The organism is Caldovatus aquaticus (assembly GCF_019458025.1).
Lineage (GTDB): Bacteria > Pseudomonadota > Alphaproteobacteria > Acetobacterales > Acetobacteraceae > Caldovatus > Caldovatus aquaticus.
The window spans coordinates 1-13,584 of sequence record NZ_JAHZUY010000009.1 but is presented as its reverse complement, the minus strand read 5'-3'; the positions used below and the strand labels follow the sequence as shown (position 1 = coordinate 13,584).

The 13,584-nt window shown below is 76.4% G+C and carries 14 protein-coding genes; 12 read left to right on the top strand and 2 right to left on the bottom strand.

What is annotated here, in order from left to right; all coding sequences use genetic code 11:
• Window positions 1-112: 112 nt before the first annotated feature.
• Window positions 113-1,774 carry a thiamine pyrophosphate-dependent enzyme gene (locus tag K1J50_RS05870; RefSeq protein WP_255574974.1) on the bottom strand — a complete coding sequence of 554 codons (1,662 nt, stop codon included), beginning with the start codon at window positions 1,772-1,774 and terminating at the stop codon, window positions 113-115.
• A 118-nt stretch (window positions 1,775-1,892) separates the two neighbouring features.
• Here K1J50_RS05870 and K1J50_RS05865 point away from each other — a divergent pair, with 118 nt between their 5' ends.
• The 4 genes from K1J50_RS05865 (at window position 1,893) to K1J50_RS05850 (ending at window position 5,223) form a co-directional block, all read left to right on the top strand.
• Window positions 1,893-2,642 carry a metallophosphoesterase family protein gene (locus tag K1J50_RS05865; RefSeq protein WP_220116657.1) on the top strand — a complete coding sequence of 250 codons (750 nt, stop codon included), beginning with the start codon at window positions 1,893-1,895 and terminating at the stop codon, window positions 2,640-2,642.
• 5 nt (window positions 2,643-2,647) lie between these two features.
• Entirely contained in the window at window positions 2,648-4,099 is a 1,452-nt protein-coding gene (locus K1J50_RS19410) for a protein kinase domain-containing protein (protein ID WP_220116655.1), read from the top strand.
• Window positions 4,100-4,219: 120 nt separating this feature from the next.
• Window positions 4,220-4,582, top strand: a complete 363-nt coding sequence (locus K1J50_RS05855) for a hypothetical protein (RefSeq protein WP_220116654.1) — start codon at window positions 4,220-4,222, stop codon at window positions 4,580-4,582.
• The gene (locus K1J50_RS05850) at window positions 4,579-5,223 is read left to right on the top strand and encodes a hypothetical protein (RefSeq protein ID WP_220116653.1); all 645 of its coding nucleotides are present in this window, start codon (window positions 4,579-4,581) and stop codon (window positions 5,221-5,223) included. The genes K1J50_RS05855 and K1J50_RS05850 overlap by 4 nt, the downstream gene beginning before the upstream one ends.
• 132 nt (window positions 5,224-5,355) lie before the next feature.
• On the opposite strand, the gene rnd is transcribed toward K1J50_RS05850, so the two are convergent.
• Window positions 5,356-6,543, bottom strand: a complete 1,188-nt coding sequence (gene rnd / locus K1J50_RS05845) for a ribonuclease D (RefSeq protein WP_220116652.1) — start codon at window positions 6,541-6,543, stop codon at window positions 5,356-5,358.
• A gap of 121 nt (window positions 6,544-6,664) precedes the next feature.
• Here rnd and K1J50_RS05840 point away from each other — a divergent pair, with 121 nt between their 5' ends.
• The 8 genes from K1J50_RS05840 to K1J50_RS05805 form a co-directional block, all read left to right on the top strand.
• A complete protein-coding gene (locus tag K1J50_RS05840; protein WP_220116650.1) occupies window positions 6,665-7,630 on the top strand; it encodes an aldo/keto reductase in 966 nt (321 codons plus the stop codon).
• A gap of 103 nt (window positions 7,631-7,733) precedes the next feature.
• On the top strand, window positions 7,734-8,588 hold the full coding sequence (locus K1J50_RS05835; protein WP_220116649.1) for a universal stress protein: 855 nt from the start codon (window positions 7,734-7,736) through the stop codon (window positions 8,586-8,588).
• Window positions 8,589-8,611: 23 nt separating this feature from the next.
• A complete protein-coding gene (locus K1J50_RS05830; protein ID WP_220116647.1) occupies window positions 8,612-8,818 on the top strand; it encodes a ChaB family protein in 207 nt (68 codons plus the stop codon).
• 139 nt (window positions 8,819-8,957) lie between these two features.
• Window positions 8,958-10,160 (top strand): ABC transporter substrate-binding protein, encoded by a 1,203-nt coding sequence (locus K1J50_RS05825; RefSeq protein ID WP_255574973.1) that lies wholly within the window; start codon window positions 8,958-8,960, stop codon window positions 10,158-10,160.
• Between the two features lie 24 nt (window positions 10,161-10,184).
• A complete protein-coding gene (locus tag K1J50_RS05820) occupies window positions 10,185-11,051 on the top strand; it encodes a branched-chain amino acid ABC transporter permease (protein WP_220116645.1) in 867 nt (288 codons plus the stop codon).
• On the top strand, window positions 11,048-12,067 hold the full coding sequence (locus K1J50_RS05815; RefSeq protein ID WP_220116643.1) for a branched-chain amino acid ABC transporter permease: 1,020 nt from the start codon (window positions 11,048-11,050) through the stop codon (window positions 12,065-12,067). Before K1J50_RS05820 ends, K1J50_RS05815 begins: the two co-directional genes overlap by 4 nt.
• A complete protein-coding gene (locus tag K1J50_RS05810) occupies window positions 12,064-12,828 on the top strand; it encodes an ABC transporter ATP-binding protein (protein WP_220116641.1) in 765 nt (254 codons plus the stop codon). Before K1J50_RS05815 ends, K1J50_RS05810 begins: the two co-directional genes overlap by 4 nt.
• A partial coding sequence (locus tag K1J50_RS05805; protein ID WP_220116640.1) for an ABC transporter ATP-binding protein occupies window positions 12,821-13,584 on the top strand: 764 nt, incomplete at its 3' end. The genes K1J50_RS05810 and K1J50_RS05805, both read left to right, overlap by 8 nt.

The window sequence follows — 13,584 nt, the reverse complement described above, 5'->3', positions numbered from 1 at the left end:
CTTTCGTCTTCCTTTCGTCCCCTGTGCCGGGCGCGCCCGCGGCGTGCCGCCCTGGCCTAGGTGGTGGGCCCGGCGCCGGCGTCCAGCCTCGGCGCCCGCGGCGCCGCGATGCTCATTCCCCCGCGCCGGGCGGCGCCGGCATGTGGATGAAGCGCCAGGGGTCGCTCTCGGAATCGCGCGGGATCTCGACCTCCACCAGCCAGGGCTGCCCGTCGTCGCCGAGCGCGCGCTCGAGCACCGGCCGCAGCGCCTCGGGCGAGGCCACGCGGGCCGCGCGCGCGCCGAAGGACTCGGCGAGCTTCACGAAATCGGGATTGTGCAGGTCGGCGGCGACGACGCGGCCGCCGAAGGCGGTGCGCTGGTCGCGCCGGACGTTGCCGTAGGCGTTGTTGTTGAACACCAGCGTCGTCACGCCGATGCGGTACTGCACCGCGGTCGCCAGCTCCGGCGCCGCGAACAGGAACCCGCCGTCGCCGCAGACCGAGACCACCGGCCGGTCCGGATGCGCTGCCTTGACCCCGAGCGCGGTCGGGAAGCCGGCCCCCAGCGTGCCCTGATAGCCCGAGGAGACGAAGGTGCGCGGCCGGTGCACCGGGAAGGCGTACCAGGAGGCGAAGCCGACCTGCGTCAGCTCGTCGCAGAAGAAGCCGTCGCGCGGCAGCACCGCGCGGATGACGCGGAGATAGTCCACCAGCGGCCGCACCGAGAGGATCTCGCGCGCCGCCCAGGCCTTCGCCTCCGCGATCGCCTCGCGCCGGCCGGGCGCGGGCCCACCGTGCCCCGCGCGCCGCAGCGCCTCGGCGAGGCCGCGCGCCCCCTCGGCGGCGTCCGCCAGCACCGCGACGTCGGCGGGCAGGCGGCGGAACTCCGCCGGGTCGATGTCGATGCGGATGGTCCTCAGGCCCGGCGGCCGCCACGGCTCCCGCCCCGCCGGGTTCCAGCCCCAGCGCCAGCCCGGCACCTCGAGCCGCGTGCCGATGCCGAGGATCAGGTCGGTCTTCGGCCAGAGCCGGTGCGCCGCGGCGATGGTCAGGCCGAGCGGGTGGTCGTCGTCCACCACCCCGCGCCCGCTGCGGAAGGAGACGACCGGGGCGCCCATCCGCTCGGCGAGCTCCAGCACCTCCGCCCCGGCGTGCTGCGCGCCGCCGCCGACGAAGATCATCGGCGCCCGCGCCGCGGCGATCAGCCGCGCCGCGCGCTCGAGCGCGTCCTCGTCGAGCGGCGGCCGCGGATGGGGGGGCAGCGGATCGAGCAGCGCGACCTCCGCCGTCTCGGTGAAGCGCTCCCAGGGCATCTCGAGCGCGGCGGGCCCCGGGCGGCCGGACAGCATCTCCTGGAAGGCACGCGCGACGAGATGCGGCGCCTGCGCGGGGTGCTCGATCCGCTCGGCCCACTTGACCAGGCCGCGCAGCGTGGCGAGCTGATCCGGCATCTCGTGCAGGTGCCCCCGGCCGCGGCCGAGGAAGGGGCTCGGCACCTGCCCCGTAAGGCACAGCACCGGCGCGTTGCAGCCGAAGGCGGTGAGCAGCGCGGCCGAGGCGTTCAGCACCCCGGGGCCCGGCACCACCGCGAAGACGCCCGGCCGCCCGCTGGAGCGCGCGTAGCCGAAGGCCATGGTGCCGCAGCCCTGCTCGTGCCGCGCCCCGATCACGCGCATCCCCTCCGCGCGGGCGAGGGCATCGAACAGCCCGTAGACCTGCGCCCCCGGCAGGCCGAACACCGTGTCCACCCCGTGCCGGCGCAGCGCGCCGACGATCGCCTCGCCTCCGGTCATCCTCGCCGCCATCCCGGAGCACCCCTTCCGCTGCCCGCGTCCCGCGCCATGATGCCAGGGATGCGCCGGCCCGGCATGCTCCTTTCCGCCCGCCGCGGCGCCACGACCAGGGCAACCGATGCGGATCGCGCTGCTTGCCGACATCCACGCCAACCGCGAGGCACTCGCCGCCTGCCTCGAGCACGCGGCGCGGCAGGGCGCGCGGCGCCTCGTGTTCCTGGGCGACCTCGTCGGTTACGGCGCCGATCCGGGCTGGGTGGTGGAGGCGGTGCAGACGCGCGTCGCGCAGGGCGAGGCGATCGCCCTGCTCGGCAACCACGACGAGGCCGCGGTGTCGCCGCGCGGGCCGGTGGGGATGAACGCGGAGGCCGCCGCCGCCATCGCCTGGACGCGCGGGCGGCTCGACCCCGGGGCGCGCGCCTTCCTCGCCTCCCTGCCCCTGGTCGCGGAGGACGGCGAGCGGCTCTACGTCCACGCCGACGCCTCCGCCCCGGGGCGCTGGCGCTACGTCGCCGACGCCGAGGCAGCGCGGCGCAGCCTGGAGGCGACCGCCGCGCGCATCATCGTCTGCGGCCACGTGCACGTGCCGGCGCTCTATGGCCTGACGGCGGCGCACAAGCTGATCGCCCACCGTCCGGCGCCGGGCGTGGCGGTGCCGCTGCTGCGGCCGCGGCGCTGGCTCGCCACGCTCGGCGCGGTCGGCCAGCCGCGCGACGGCGATCCGCGCGCCTGCTACGGCCTGCTCGACGTCGCGCGCTCCGAGATGGCGTGGATGCGCGTGCCCTACGACGTGGCGAGCGCGGCGGCGAAGATCCGCGCCGCCGGCCTGCCGGAGCGGCTCGCCGCACGGCTCGAGCGGGGGCGGTAGGCGCCGTGGCCGGGACGCGCCTCGCCGCCGGCGAGACCATCGACGGCTTCACCCTCGGCGCGCGGCTGCACGCCGGCGGCATGGCGGCGCTGTGGGAGGTCACGCATCCGGACCATCCCGGCCTGCCGATGCTCATGAAGGTCCCGCGGCTGGCCGCGGGCGAGGACCCGGCGGCGATCGTCGGCTTCGAGATGGAGCTGATGATCCTGCCGCGCCTCTCGGGGCCCCACGTGCCGCGCGTCGTCGCCGCCGCGGGCTTCGAGCGCCAGCCCTACCTGGTGATGGAGCGCCTTCCGGGGCCCTCCCTGCAGGCGCGCCTCTCCGCCCTGCCGCTGGGCGCGGAGGAGGTCGCGGCGATCGGCGCGCGGGTGGCCGAGGCCCTGGATTCGCTGCATCGCCAGGACGTGGTGCACCTCGACGTCAAGCCCTCGAACATCCTGTTCCGGCCGGCCCGCGACGGGGCCGGGGGCGAGGCGGTGCTGGTGGATTTCGGCCTGGCGCACCACCGCCTGCTGCCCGACCTGATGCAGGAGGAGTTCCGCCTGCCCTACGGCAGCGCGCCCTACATGGCGCCGGAGCAGGCGATGGGCGTGCGCGGCGAGCCGCGGAGCGACCTCTTCGCCCTCGGCGCGGTGCTCTACCAGCTCGCGACCGGCCTCCTGCCCTTCGGCGACCCGCAGGGGCTCCGGGCCGTCCGGCGCCGGCTCTGGCGCGACCCGCTGCCGCCGCGCCTGCTCCGCCCCTCCTGCCCGCCCTGGCTGCAGGAGATCATCCTGCGCTGCCTGGAGGTGGACCCGGCGCGCCGCCACCCGACCGCGGCGCAGCTCGCCTTCGACCTGCGCCATCCGGACCAGGTCGCGCTGACGGAGCGGGCGGGAAGGCGCCGTCGCGACGGCTGGCTCGCGGCCCTGCGGCGCCGCTTCGACACCGACGCGCGGCCGGCGTTCCGCCGCCCGAGCGGCGAGACGGGCGCGGTGCGCGCCGCGCCGATCGTCGCCGTCGCGGTGGACCTCGCGGAGGAGAGCGCGGCGATGGCGGAAGCGCTGCGTGCCGGGCTCGGCCCGATCGTCGCGGCGCTGCCGGGGGCGCGGGTCGCCTGCATCAACGTCCTCCGGCTGAACCGCGCCGCATCGGACGCGGCGGAGGACGAGGCGGGGCGGAACCGGCACGTGCAGCGGCTGGTGGCGCTGAAGCACTGGGCGGCGCCGCTCGGCCTGCCGGAGGGGCGGATCACCTTCCACGTGCTGGAGGCGGCGGACCCGGCGCAGGCGCTGATCGCGTACGCGACCGCCAACCGCGTGGACCACATCGTCCTGGGCGCCCGGGCGGAGTCGCTGCGCCGCCGGCTGCTCGGCAGCGTCTCCGGCCAGGTCGCGGCGCACGCGCCCTGCACCGTGACGGTGGTGCGCCCGCGCGCGGGCGCCGCCGGCCGGGGCGCGGCGCCGGCCGAGGCGTGACGGCCCGGCCTTTCCCGCCCTCCCGCGCTTGACCTCGGCGCGCCGTGCCCCGATGGTCCGCCCTTCCAAGGGGTGCCGGAGCCTCATCGGCCGGCGCCACCCACCAGCCGACGGGATGCGATGACCGTGCCTCACGCGCCGGCGCGCCAGCGCGCCGACACCGAAACCCTTGCCGTGCCGGACGGCTTCGTTCCGCGTCCGGCCGGCGGCGGAGCTCTCCGCAACCTCGGTCCGATCCACACCAGGCACGACGCCGGGGGCGGCGTGCGCCACGGCAACCCGATGGACAACCGCCGCGGCGGCACGCTCGCGACCTTCGCCGGGGGCGCGGCGCGGACGAAGCCGCGCGCGCGCGCCATGCCGTTCGTGCAGGGGCTCTTCGCGTCGGGCGGGGCTCCCGTGCCGCGCGCGAGCGGCGCGTTCCGGCTGCCGCCGCCGGCGACGGAGACGGACCGCGGCGCGCCCGGGAGGGCCCGGCCATGAGCGGCTCCTCCTCGGACGCCGGCGGCGCCGCCGCGCCCCCGCCGCCCGGCCCGGCGCCGTCCTCCGGCCCGCCGATGCGGCTGGTCGTCGCCGCGGGCCTACACGGCGCCTTCCTTCTCGCGCGCGGGCGGCGCGAGGGCCTCGTCTTCGTCGAGGGCACGCCGGCCGGGGCGCGGCGCAGCTTCTGGGCGGCGGCGATCTGCCTGCCGGCCTACCTGGCGCTGCAGCTCTTCGCCTGGGCGGCGGAGGGCGCGCCGCCCGGTGGCCCCGGCCGGGGGGTGGCGGTGGCGCTGATCGGCAATGTCTGCGCCTGGGCCGGCTTTGCCCTCGCCTCGCGGATCCTGGCCGAGGCGATGGGCCGGGTCGCGGCCTGGCCGCGCTACATCGCCGCGTGGAACTGGACCGGCGTGGTGCAGCACCTGGTGCTGCTGCTCGCCGCGGCGCCGGGCGCGGTCGGCATGCCGGCGCTGGTGGCGCAGGCGTCCGGCGTGGCGGCGCTCGGCTACGCGCTGTGGCTGGAATGGTTCGTGGCGCGCGGCGCGCTCGGGATCAGGGGCGCGGACGCGGCGGGCTTCGTGCTGCTCGACCTGGCGCTCGGCCTGTTCCTGCACGGGCTCGGCCGGCACCTGGGCGGGGTGTAGCTGGGCGCCGCCGGCGCAAGGCGCAGCCCGGACGGGACGCGGGGGCGGCGGCTTCCCCGCCGGCGCGGCGAGCAAAGCGGTGACGGCGGCACGCGCGGCGTCCCGTTCCGCGGCGCGCGTGCCGCCCGCCGCTCAGTCCACCGGGATCAGTTTCACCCGCCGCTCCTCGACGCCGAGGGCGAGGCGACCGGCCTTCAGCGCCAGCGCCGCCTCGCCGAACACCGCGCGGCGCCAGCCGTGCAGCGCCGGGATGTCCTCCTCCTCGCCGGCGGCGAGCCGGTCGAGATCCTCGCTGCTCGCGAGCAGCCTCGGCGCGACGTGGCTCTCCTCGCTCTTCGCCGCGAGCAGCACCTTGAGCAGCGCGACGAGCGCGGGCGAGGGCGCCGGGCCGCGGCGCTCGCGCGGCGCCTCCGGCAGCTCGGACTCCGGCAGGGCCTTGGCGGCGCGCACCGCGGCGAGCAGCGAGGCGCCGGTCTTGCCCCGGGCGAAGCCCTCGGTGATGCCGCGCGCGCGGGCGAGCTCGGCCGGCGTCTCCGGCATGGTGGCGGCGATCTCGAGCAGCGTCTCGTCCTTCACCAGCCGCTGGCGCGGGATGTTGAGGCGCTGCGCCTCGCGCTCGCGCCACGCCGCGACCGCGCGCAGCACGCCGAGGAAGCGGCGGTTCGTGGTGCGGGGCTTCAGGCGCTCCCAGGCGGTCTCGGGATCGGTGCGGTAGGTGGCGGGGTCGGCGAGCACGGCCATCTCCTCCGCCACCCATTCGAGCCGGCCCTCGCGCTCGAGCCGCGCGGTGAGCGCGGTGTAGATGCGCCGCAGGTGGGTCACGTCGGCGGCGGCGTAGGCGATCTGGGCGGGCGAGAGCGGCCGCGCCGACCAGTCGCTGAAGCGGTGGGCCTTGTCAATGTGCGCGCCGGCGAGCGCGCGGGCGAGGGCGTCGTAGCTCACCTGGTCGCCGAAGCCGGCCACCATGGCGGCGACCTGGGTGTCGAACAGCGGGGTCGGGACGGCGCCGAACCGCAGCAGGAAGATCTCCACGTCCTGGCGGGCAGCGTGGAACACCTTGGTGACGGCGCGGTCGGCGAGCAGCGCGCCGAGCGGGGCGAGGTCGAGCCCCGGGGCGAGCGCGTCGATCACCGCCACCTCGCGCTCGCCGGCGAGCTGGACGACGCAGAGCTCGGGCCAGTAGGTGCGCTCGCGCATGAACTCGGTGTCGACGGCGACGAAGGGCTCGGCGCGCAGGCGGGCGCAGAGGGCGGCGAGGTCGTCGGTGGTGCTGACCAGGGCCGGGGCGGGCTCGGGCGCGTGCGGAGGACGGCGGCTCATGGCCCCGCGGTTTAGACCCCACACCGCTCCCGGGAAAGCCGCGGGCGCCCCGGCCGGGGGCTGGCGGGCGGGCGGCGGGCGCGGCAAGCTCGGCCGCGCACGGAGGAGAGGAGGGCGGGCCATGCGCAAGCGGCCATTGGGGCGATCGGGCCTGGAGGTGCCGCCGGTGATCCTCGGCGGCAACGTGTTCGGCTGGACCGTGGACCAGGCGGCCTCCTTCCGGCTGCTCGACGCCGCCGTCGAGGCGGGGCTGAACGCGATCGACACCGCGGACGTCTATTCGACCTGGGTTCCCGGCCATTCGGGCGGCGAATCGGAAAGCGTGATCGGCGCCTGGCTCCGGGCGCGGCCGGGGATGCGCGACGAGGTGCTGATCCTGACCAAGTGCGGGATGGAGATGCCGGGCCGCGGCAAGGGGCTCTCGCCGTCCTGGATCGCGCAGGCGGCGGAGGACTCGCTGCGCCGGCTGGGGGTGGAGCGGATCGACCTCTACCAGGCCCACCGCGACGATCCGGAGGTGCCGATCGAGGAGACGCTCGGCGCCTTCGCCCGGCTGATCGAGCAGGGCAAGGTGCGGGCGATCGGCGCCTCCAACTACACCGCGCCGCGCCTCAGGGCGGCGCTCGAGGCGAGCGCGAAGCACGGCCTGCCGCGCTACGAGAGCCTGCAGCCGCACTACAACCTGATGGAGCGCGCGATCGAGGCCGACCTGCTGCCGCTCTGCCGCGAGCAGGGGCTCGGGGTGATCCCCTACTTCGCGCTGGCGGCGGGGTTCCTCACCGGCAAGTACCGGACCGAGGCGGACCTCGACAAGAGCCCGCGCGGCCGGCGCAGCGTGGCGAAGTACATGACGGCGCGCGGCATGCGGGTGCTGGCGGCGCTCGACCGGGTGGCGGCGCAGTACGGGGCGAGCCCGGCGCAGGTGGCGCTGGCCTGGCTGCTCGCGAAGCCGGGCGTCACCGCCCCGATCGCCAGCGCGACCACGCCGGAGCAGCTGCGCGAGCTGGTGCGGGCCGCCGACCTCACGCTCGACGCCGCGGCGGTGGCGGCGCTGGATGCGGCCAGCGCCGCGGCGCCGGAAACTTGATTCGCGTCAAGACCGTTCCGCGCCGGCGGCGCGATAACGGCAACCGTTCGACGCTTCGCGGCGGAGGGCGGCGGTGCAGCAGGGAGAGGACAGGGAGAGGACGATGGCGCTCAAGGACATCCTGGTCCACCTCGACGCGACGGAGCAGTCGAGGACGCGGCTGCGCGTGGCGGCTACGCTGGCGCGGGAGCACGACGCCCACCTCGCGGGCCTCTTCGTCGTGGACGTCGCGCTGCCGCTGCTGGTCGCCGGCGATGCGAGCGGCGGCGGCGCGGCGTTCGCCGAGCTGATCGAGCGGATGCGCCAGGACGCGCTCGCCGAGGCGGCGCGGGTCGAGGCCGAATTCCGCGAGCATCTGCAGCGCGAGGGTCTCGCCAAGGGGGAGTGGCGGATGGTCGAGGGCAGCGCCCCCGACGTGGTGGCGCTGCACGCGCGCTACGCCGACCTCGCGATCCTCGGCCAGGAGGACCCGGAGGGCGGCGGTCCCGCCGGGGCCGGCGCGGTCATCGAGTCGGTGCTGTTCGGCTCCGGCCGGCCGGCGCTCCTCGTCCCCTATGCCGGGCGCTTCGAGACGGTCGGCCGACGGGTGCTGATCGGCTGGAACGCGAGCCGCGAGGCGGCGCGCGCGGTGAACGACGCGCTGCCGCTGATCGCGCGCGCCGCCGCGGCGACCGTGCTGGTGGCCAACCCGGACACGACGCCGGGCGGCCATGGCGAGCAGCCGGGCGCCGACATCGCCCTGCACCTCGCACGCCACGGGCTGCGGGTGGAGGCCGAGCAGGTGGTCGCCCCCGAGGTGCCGGACGCCGATCTGCTGCTGAACCGCGCCGCGGAACTCTCGGCCGACCTGCTCGTGGTCGGCGCCTACGGCCATTCCCGCCTGCGCGAGCTGGTGCTCGGCGGGGTCACGCGCACCCTCCTGCGGCAGATGACGGTCCCGGTGCTGATGTCGCACTGAGGGCGCGCGGCGGAGGGCGTGCGATGCCCTATGCGAGCAATGCCGACCTGCCGCCGAGCGTGCGCCGCGTCCTGCCGGAGCACGCGCAGGACATCTACCGCGCCGCCTTCAACAACGCCTGGGCGGCGCGGGGCGGGGAGGCCGACGAGGCCACCCTGCACCGCATCGCCTGGGCGGCCGTGAAGCGCAGCTACCGCAAGCTGGGCGACGTCTGGGTGCCGAAGCGCTGAGCGGGCGGCGGGGCGGGCCTCGCGCTCGCCGGGCCTTGTCCTGCGCCGCGCCGGCCGATAGCCCTCCGGCGAAGCACCGCGCGGAGCGGAATCGGCCGGAAGGGGCGCCGAGGCGCGGCGGGGCGAGGGAGCGGAGGAAATGATGCGGGCGAGCACGACACGGCGCGGCCTGATCCTCGCCGGGGGCGCGGCGGTGGCGGCAGGCGCCGCCCCGGGCGGGCAGCGGCGCGCGGCGGCGCAGGAGGCGGGCGAGACGGCGCGGATCGGCCTGATCCTTCCCATGACCGGGCCCTTCGCCTCCACCGGCCGCCAGGTCGAGGCGGCGGTGCGCGCCTATCTCCGCGCCCACGGCGGGAGCTTCGGCGGCCGGCGCGTCGAGGTGCTGCTGCGCGACGACACCGGCATCGCCCCCGACATCACCCGCCGCCTGGCGCAGGAGCTGGTGGTGCGCGAGCGCGTGCGCGTCCTTGCCGGCTTCGGCCTGACCCCGCTCGCCCTCGCCGCCGCGCCGATCGCGACCGAGGCCAGGGTGCCGATGGTGGTGATGGCGGCGGCGACCAGCGCCATCGTCCAGCGCTCGCCCTACATCCTGCGCACCAGCTTCACGCTGCCGCAGGCGACGATGCCGATCGCCGACTGGGCGGCGCGCAACGGCATCCGCACCTGCGCGACGCTGGTGACGGACTACGCCCCCGGCCTCGACGCGGAGCGCGCCTTCAAGCAGCGCTTCACCGCCGCCGGCGGGCAGGTGCCGCTCGAGCTGCGCACGCCGCTGCGCAACCCGGACTACGCGCCCTTCCTGCAGCGCGTGCACGACGCGAAGCCGCAGGCGCTGTTCGTCTTCGTCCCCTCCGGCGAGGGCGCGGCGGCGATGAAGCAGTTCGCCGAGCGCGGGCTGAGGGAGGCCGGCATCCGCCTGATCGGCACCGGCGACCTGACCGACGACGACATCCTGAACGACATGGGCGAGCCCGCCATCGGCGTCATCACCAGCCACCACTACTCGGCCGCGCACGACAGCGAGGAGAACCGCGCCTTCCTCGCCGCCTACCGGCAGGTCGCGCCCGATGCGCGGCCCAACTTCATGGCCGTCGGCGGCTGGGACGGGATGCACCTGATCGCGGAAGGGCTGAAGCGCACCGGCGGCGCGACCGAGGGGGACCGGCTGCTCGCCGCCATGAAGGGCCTGTCCTGGACCAGCCCGCGCGGGCCGGTGACGATAGATGCCAACACGCGCGACATCGTGCAGGACATCTACATCCGCCGGGTGGAGCGGCGCGACGGCCAGCTCTGGAACATCGAGTTCGACCGCATCGCGCAGGTGCGCGACCCGGGCACCTGAGCGCGGTCGCGCCTGCCTCCCGCCATGCTGACCGTCCTGCTGGATGGCGTCGCCAGCGGCATGCTGCTCTTCGTGCTGGCCTGCGGCCTGTCGGTGACGCTCGGGCTGATGAACTTCGTCAACCTGGCGCACGGCGCCTTCGGCATGGCGGGCGGCTACGTCTGCGTCCTGCTGCTGAACCGCCATGGCGTGCCGTTCCTCGCCTGCCTCGCGGCGGCCGCGCTGTCCGCGGCCCTGCTCGGGGCGGTGCTGGAGCGCACCCTCTACCGCTGGCTCTACGGGCGCGACCATCTCGACCAGGTGCTGTTCTCGATCGGCCTCGTCTTCATGGCCTCGGCGGCGGTGGACTGGCTGATGGGGGCGCGGCAGCAGCTCATCGCCCTGCCCCCCTGGCTGCAGGGGCGGATCGCGATCGGCGACGGGCTCGCCACGGTCGGCGTCTACCGCCTGTTCCTGATCGCGCTGTGCGGCGCGATCGTGCTCGCGCTGCATCTCGGCCTGGTGCGCACGCGCTTCGGCAGCCGGCTGCGCGCGGCGGTGGACGACGCGGTGGTGGCGCGCGGCCTCGGCATCCCGGTGGACCGCATCTTCGCCGTCACCTTCGCGGTGGGATCGGGGCTCGCCGGCCTCGGCGGCGCGCTGGGGGTGGAGGTGCTCGGGCTCGATCCGACCTTCCCGCTGAAGTACATGGTCTATTTCCTGATCGTGGTCGCGGTGGGCGGGGCGAACACGATCCTCGGGCCGTTCCTCGCCGCGCTGCTGCTCGGCGTGGTGGACGTGGCCGGCAAGTACTACCTGCCGGAGGTCGGCGCCTTCGTGATCTACACCGCGATGGTCGTGCTGCTGCTGCTGCGCCCGCAGGGCCTGCTGGCGCGGAGCGCGGCGCGATGAGCGGCGGCGGGACCCTCGCCGCGGCGGCCCCGGCGCGAGTGGGACGGGCCTCGCGGGGCCGCTGGGGGCTCGCCGCGGAGGGGCTGTTCTGGGCCGCCTGGCCCGCCGCCTACCTCGCCTTTCCCGACTACCTGCCGCTGCTGTCGCAGGTGGCGATCGCGGCGCTGTTCGCCCTCTCGCTCGATCTGCTCGTCGGCTATGCGGGGGTGGTGACGCTCGGCCAGGCCGCCTTCTTCGGGCTCGGCGCCTACACGGCCGGCCTCCTCGCCGTGCATGGCTGGGGGGAGCCGCTCTCCGGATTGCTGCTCGCCGCCGCCGCGGCGGCGCTGCTCGGCCTCGTCACCGCGCCGCTGGTGCTGCGCGGCGGGGATCTCGCCGGGCTGATGGTGACGCTCGGCCTCGGCCTGATGCTCTACGAGGCGGCGAACAAGGCGGCCCCCGTCACCGGCGGCGCCGACGGGCTGCAGGGCGTGGAGATCTGGCCCGTGCTCGGCCTCTGGCGCTTCGACCTGTTCGGGCGCACCGCCTTCCTCTACAGCCTCGCGGTGCTGGTCCTGCTGTTCCTGCTGGCGCGGCTCGTGGTCTCCTCGCCCTTCGGCCTCGCGCTGCGCGGCATCCGCGCCAATGCGCGGCGCATGCACGCGCTCGGGACGCCGGTGCGCGCGCGCCTGGTCGCGGCCTATGTGCTGGCCGGCGCCTATGCCGGCGCCGCGGGGGCGCTGCTCGCGCAGACGACGCAGTTCGTCTCGCTCGACGTCCTCGCCTTCCAGCGCTCGGCCGAGGGGCTGCTGATGCTGGTGCTGGGCGGGCTCGGCCGCCTCTACGGCGGGCTGCTCGGCGCCGCGGCCTTCGTGGTCGCGCACCAGGTGCTGTCGGAGATGACGCCGCAGTTCTGGCAGTTCTGGATCGGCGCGGCGCTGGTGGTGCTCGCCATCGCCGGTCGCGGCGGGCTGCTCGGGCTGCTGGCGGCGGGGCGGGCGCGGCTCCTCGCCCGCCGCGGCGGGGGCGGGGCGTGACGGCGCCCGCCGCGCTCGAGACCCGCGGCCTCACCCGCCGTTTCGGCGGCTTCGCCGCGGTGGACGGCGTCTCGCTCGCCCTCGCGCCGGGGTCGCGCCACGCGCTGATCGGGCCGAACGGGGCGGGCAAGACCACCCTCGTCAACCTGCTCACCGGCGCGATCCGCCCCGGCGCGGGCGCGGTGCTGCTGGAGGGGCGGGACGTCACGGCCTTGCCGCAGCACCTGCGCGTGAAGCGCGGCCTCGCCCGCACCTTCCAGATCAACCAGCTCTTCCCCGACCTGGCCCCGATCGAGGCCGTCACCCTCGCCCTCGCCGAGCGCGAGGGGCTGACCGCGCGCTGGTGGCGGCCCGTGCGCGCCCACCGGGCGCTGGCGGAGGAGGCCGCCGCGCTGCTCGCGCGCCTGCGCTTCGCGCCGGCCGAGATGGCGGCGCCCACGCGCGACCTCGCCTATGGCCGGCAGCGCCTGCTCGAGATCGCGCTCGCCCTGGCGCTGAAGCCCCGCGTCCTGCTGCTCGACGAGCCCGCCGCCGGCGTGCCGCCGGAGGAGAGCCGCGAGGTGCTGGAGGCCGTCGCCGCCCTGCCGCGCGCGGTGACGGTGCTACTGATCGAGCACGACATGGACCTCGTCTTCCGCTTCGCCGAGCGCATCACCGTGCTCGCCCAGGGCAGGGTGCTGGCCGAGGGCACGCCGGAGGCGGTGGCGCGCGATCCGCGCGTGCGCGAGGTCTATCTCGGCGAGGCCGCGGCCCATGCCTGAGCCCCTGCTGCGGCTGGAGGGTGTCTCCGCCGGCCACGGCGCCGCGCTGGCGCTGCACGAGGTGAGCCTCGAGGTGGCGGAGGGCGAGGCGCTGGCCCTGCTCGGCCGCAACGGCGCCGGCAAGACGACGCTGGTCGCGACGGTGATGGGCGCGGCCCGCCTCTTCCGCGGCCGGCTCCGGTTCGCCGGCCGGGAGATCACGCGCCTCGCGAGCGAGCGCCGCGCCGCGCTCGGCCTCGGCTGGGTGCCGCAGGAGCGCAACGTGTTCCGCTCCCTCACCGTCGAGGAGAACCTGACCGCCGTGGCGCGCCCCGGCGGCCCCTGGACTCTGCGGCGCGTCTATGAATTGTTCCCGCGCCTCGAGGAGCGGCGGCGCACCCTCGGCTCCTCCCTCTCGGGCGGGGAGCAGCAGATGCTGGCGATGGGGCGCGCGCTGATGCTCAACCCGCGCCTCCTGCTGCTCGACGAGCCGCTGGAGGGGCTGGCGCCCGTCGTGGCGCAGGGGCTGCTCGGGGCGATCCGGCGGATGACGCGGGCGGAGGGCACGGCGGCCATCCTCGTCGAGCAGCACGCGCGCCAGGTCCTGCCCATCACCGACCGCGCCGCGATCCTGGAGCGCGGCCGGCTGGTTCATCTCGGCGCGAGCGAGGCGCTCCTGCGCTCGCCCGCGCTGATCGAACGCCATCTCGGAGTCGCCGCCGCGGCGGCGGGCCCGCCCCCCCCCGCCGGGGAAGGGGCCAACGAGGGGCGAAGACC

What these genes read in the sequence shown, in the direction of transcription:
- K1J50_RS05870 (WP_255574974.1), bottom strand. Translation starts at nt 1,774, where the DNA reads ATGACCGGAGGCGAGGCGATCGTCGGCGCGCTGCGCCGGCACGGGGTG.
- K1J50_RS05865 (WP_220116657.1), top strand. Translation starts at nt 1,893, where the DNA reads ATGCGGATCGCGCTGCTTGCCGACATCCACGCCAACCGCGAGGCACTC.
- K1J50_RS05855 (WP_220116654.1), top strand. Translation starts at nt 4,220, where the DNA reads ATGACCGTGCCTCACGCGCCGGCGCGCCAGCGCGCCGACACCGAAACC.
- K1J50_RS05850 (WP_220116653.1), top strand. Translation starts at nt 4,579, where the DNA reads ATGAGCGGCTCCTCCTCGGACGCCGGCGGCGCCGCCGCGCCCCCGCCG.
- rnd (WP_220116652.1), bottom strand. Translation starts at nt 6,543, where the DNA reads ATGAGCCGCCGTCCTCCGCACGCGCCCGAGCCCGCCCCGGCCCTGGTC.
- K1J50_RS05840 (WP_220116650.1), top strand. Translation starts at nt 6,665, where the DNA reads ATGCGCAAGCGGCCATTGGGGCGATCGGGCCTGGAGGTGCCGCCGGTG.
- K1J50_RS05835 (WP_220116649.1), top strand. Translation starts at nt 7,734, where the DNA reads ATGGCGCTCAAGGACATCCTGGTCCACCTCGACGCGACGGAGCAGTCG.
- K1J50_RS05830 (WP_220116647.1), top strand. Translation starts at nt 8,612, where the DNA reads ATGCCCTATGCGAGCAATGCCGACCTGCCGCCGAGCGTGCGCCGCGTC.
- K1J50_RS05825 (WP_255574973.1), top strand. Translation starts at nt 8,958, where the DNA reads ATGATGCGGGCGAGCACGACACGGCGCGGCCTGATCCTCGCCGGGGGC.
- K1J50_RS05820 (WP_220116645.1), top strand. Translation starts at nt 10,185, where the DNA reads ATGCTGACCGTCCTGCTGGATGGCGTCGCCAGCGGCATGCTGCTCTTC.
- K1J50_RS05815 (WP_220116643.1), top strand. Translation starts at nt 11,048, where the DNA reads ATGAGCGGCGGCGGGACCCTCGCCGCGGCGGCCCCGGCGCGAGTGGGA.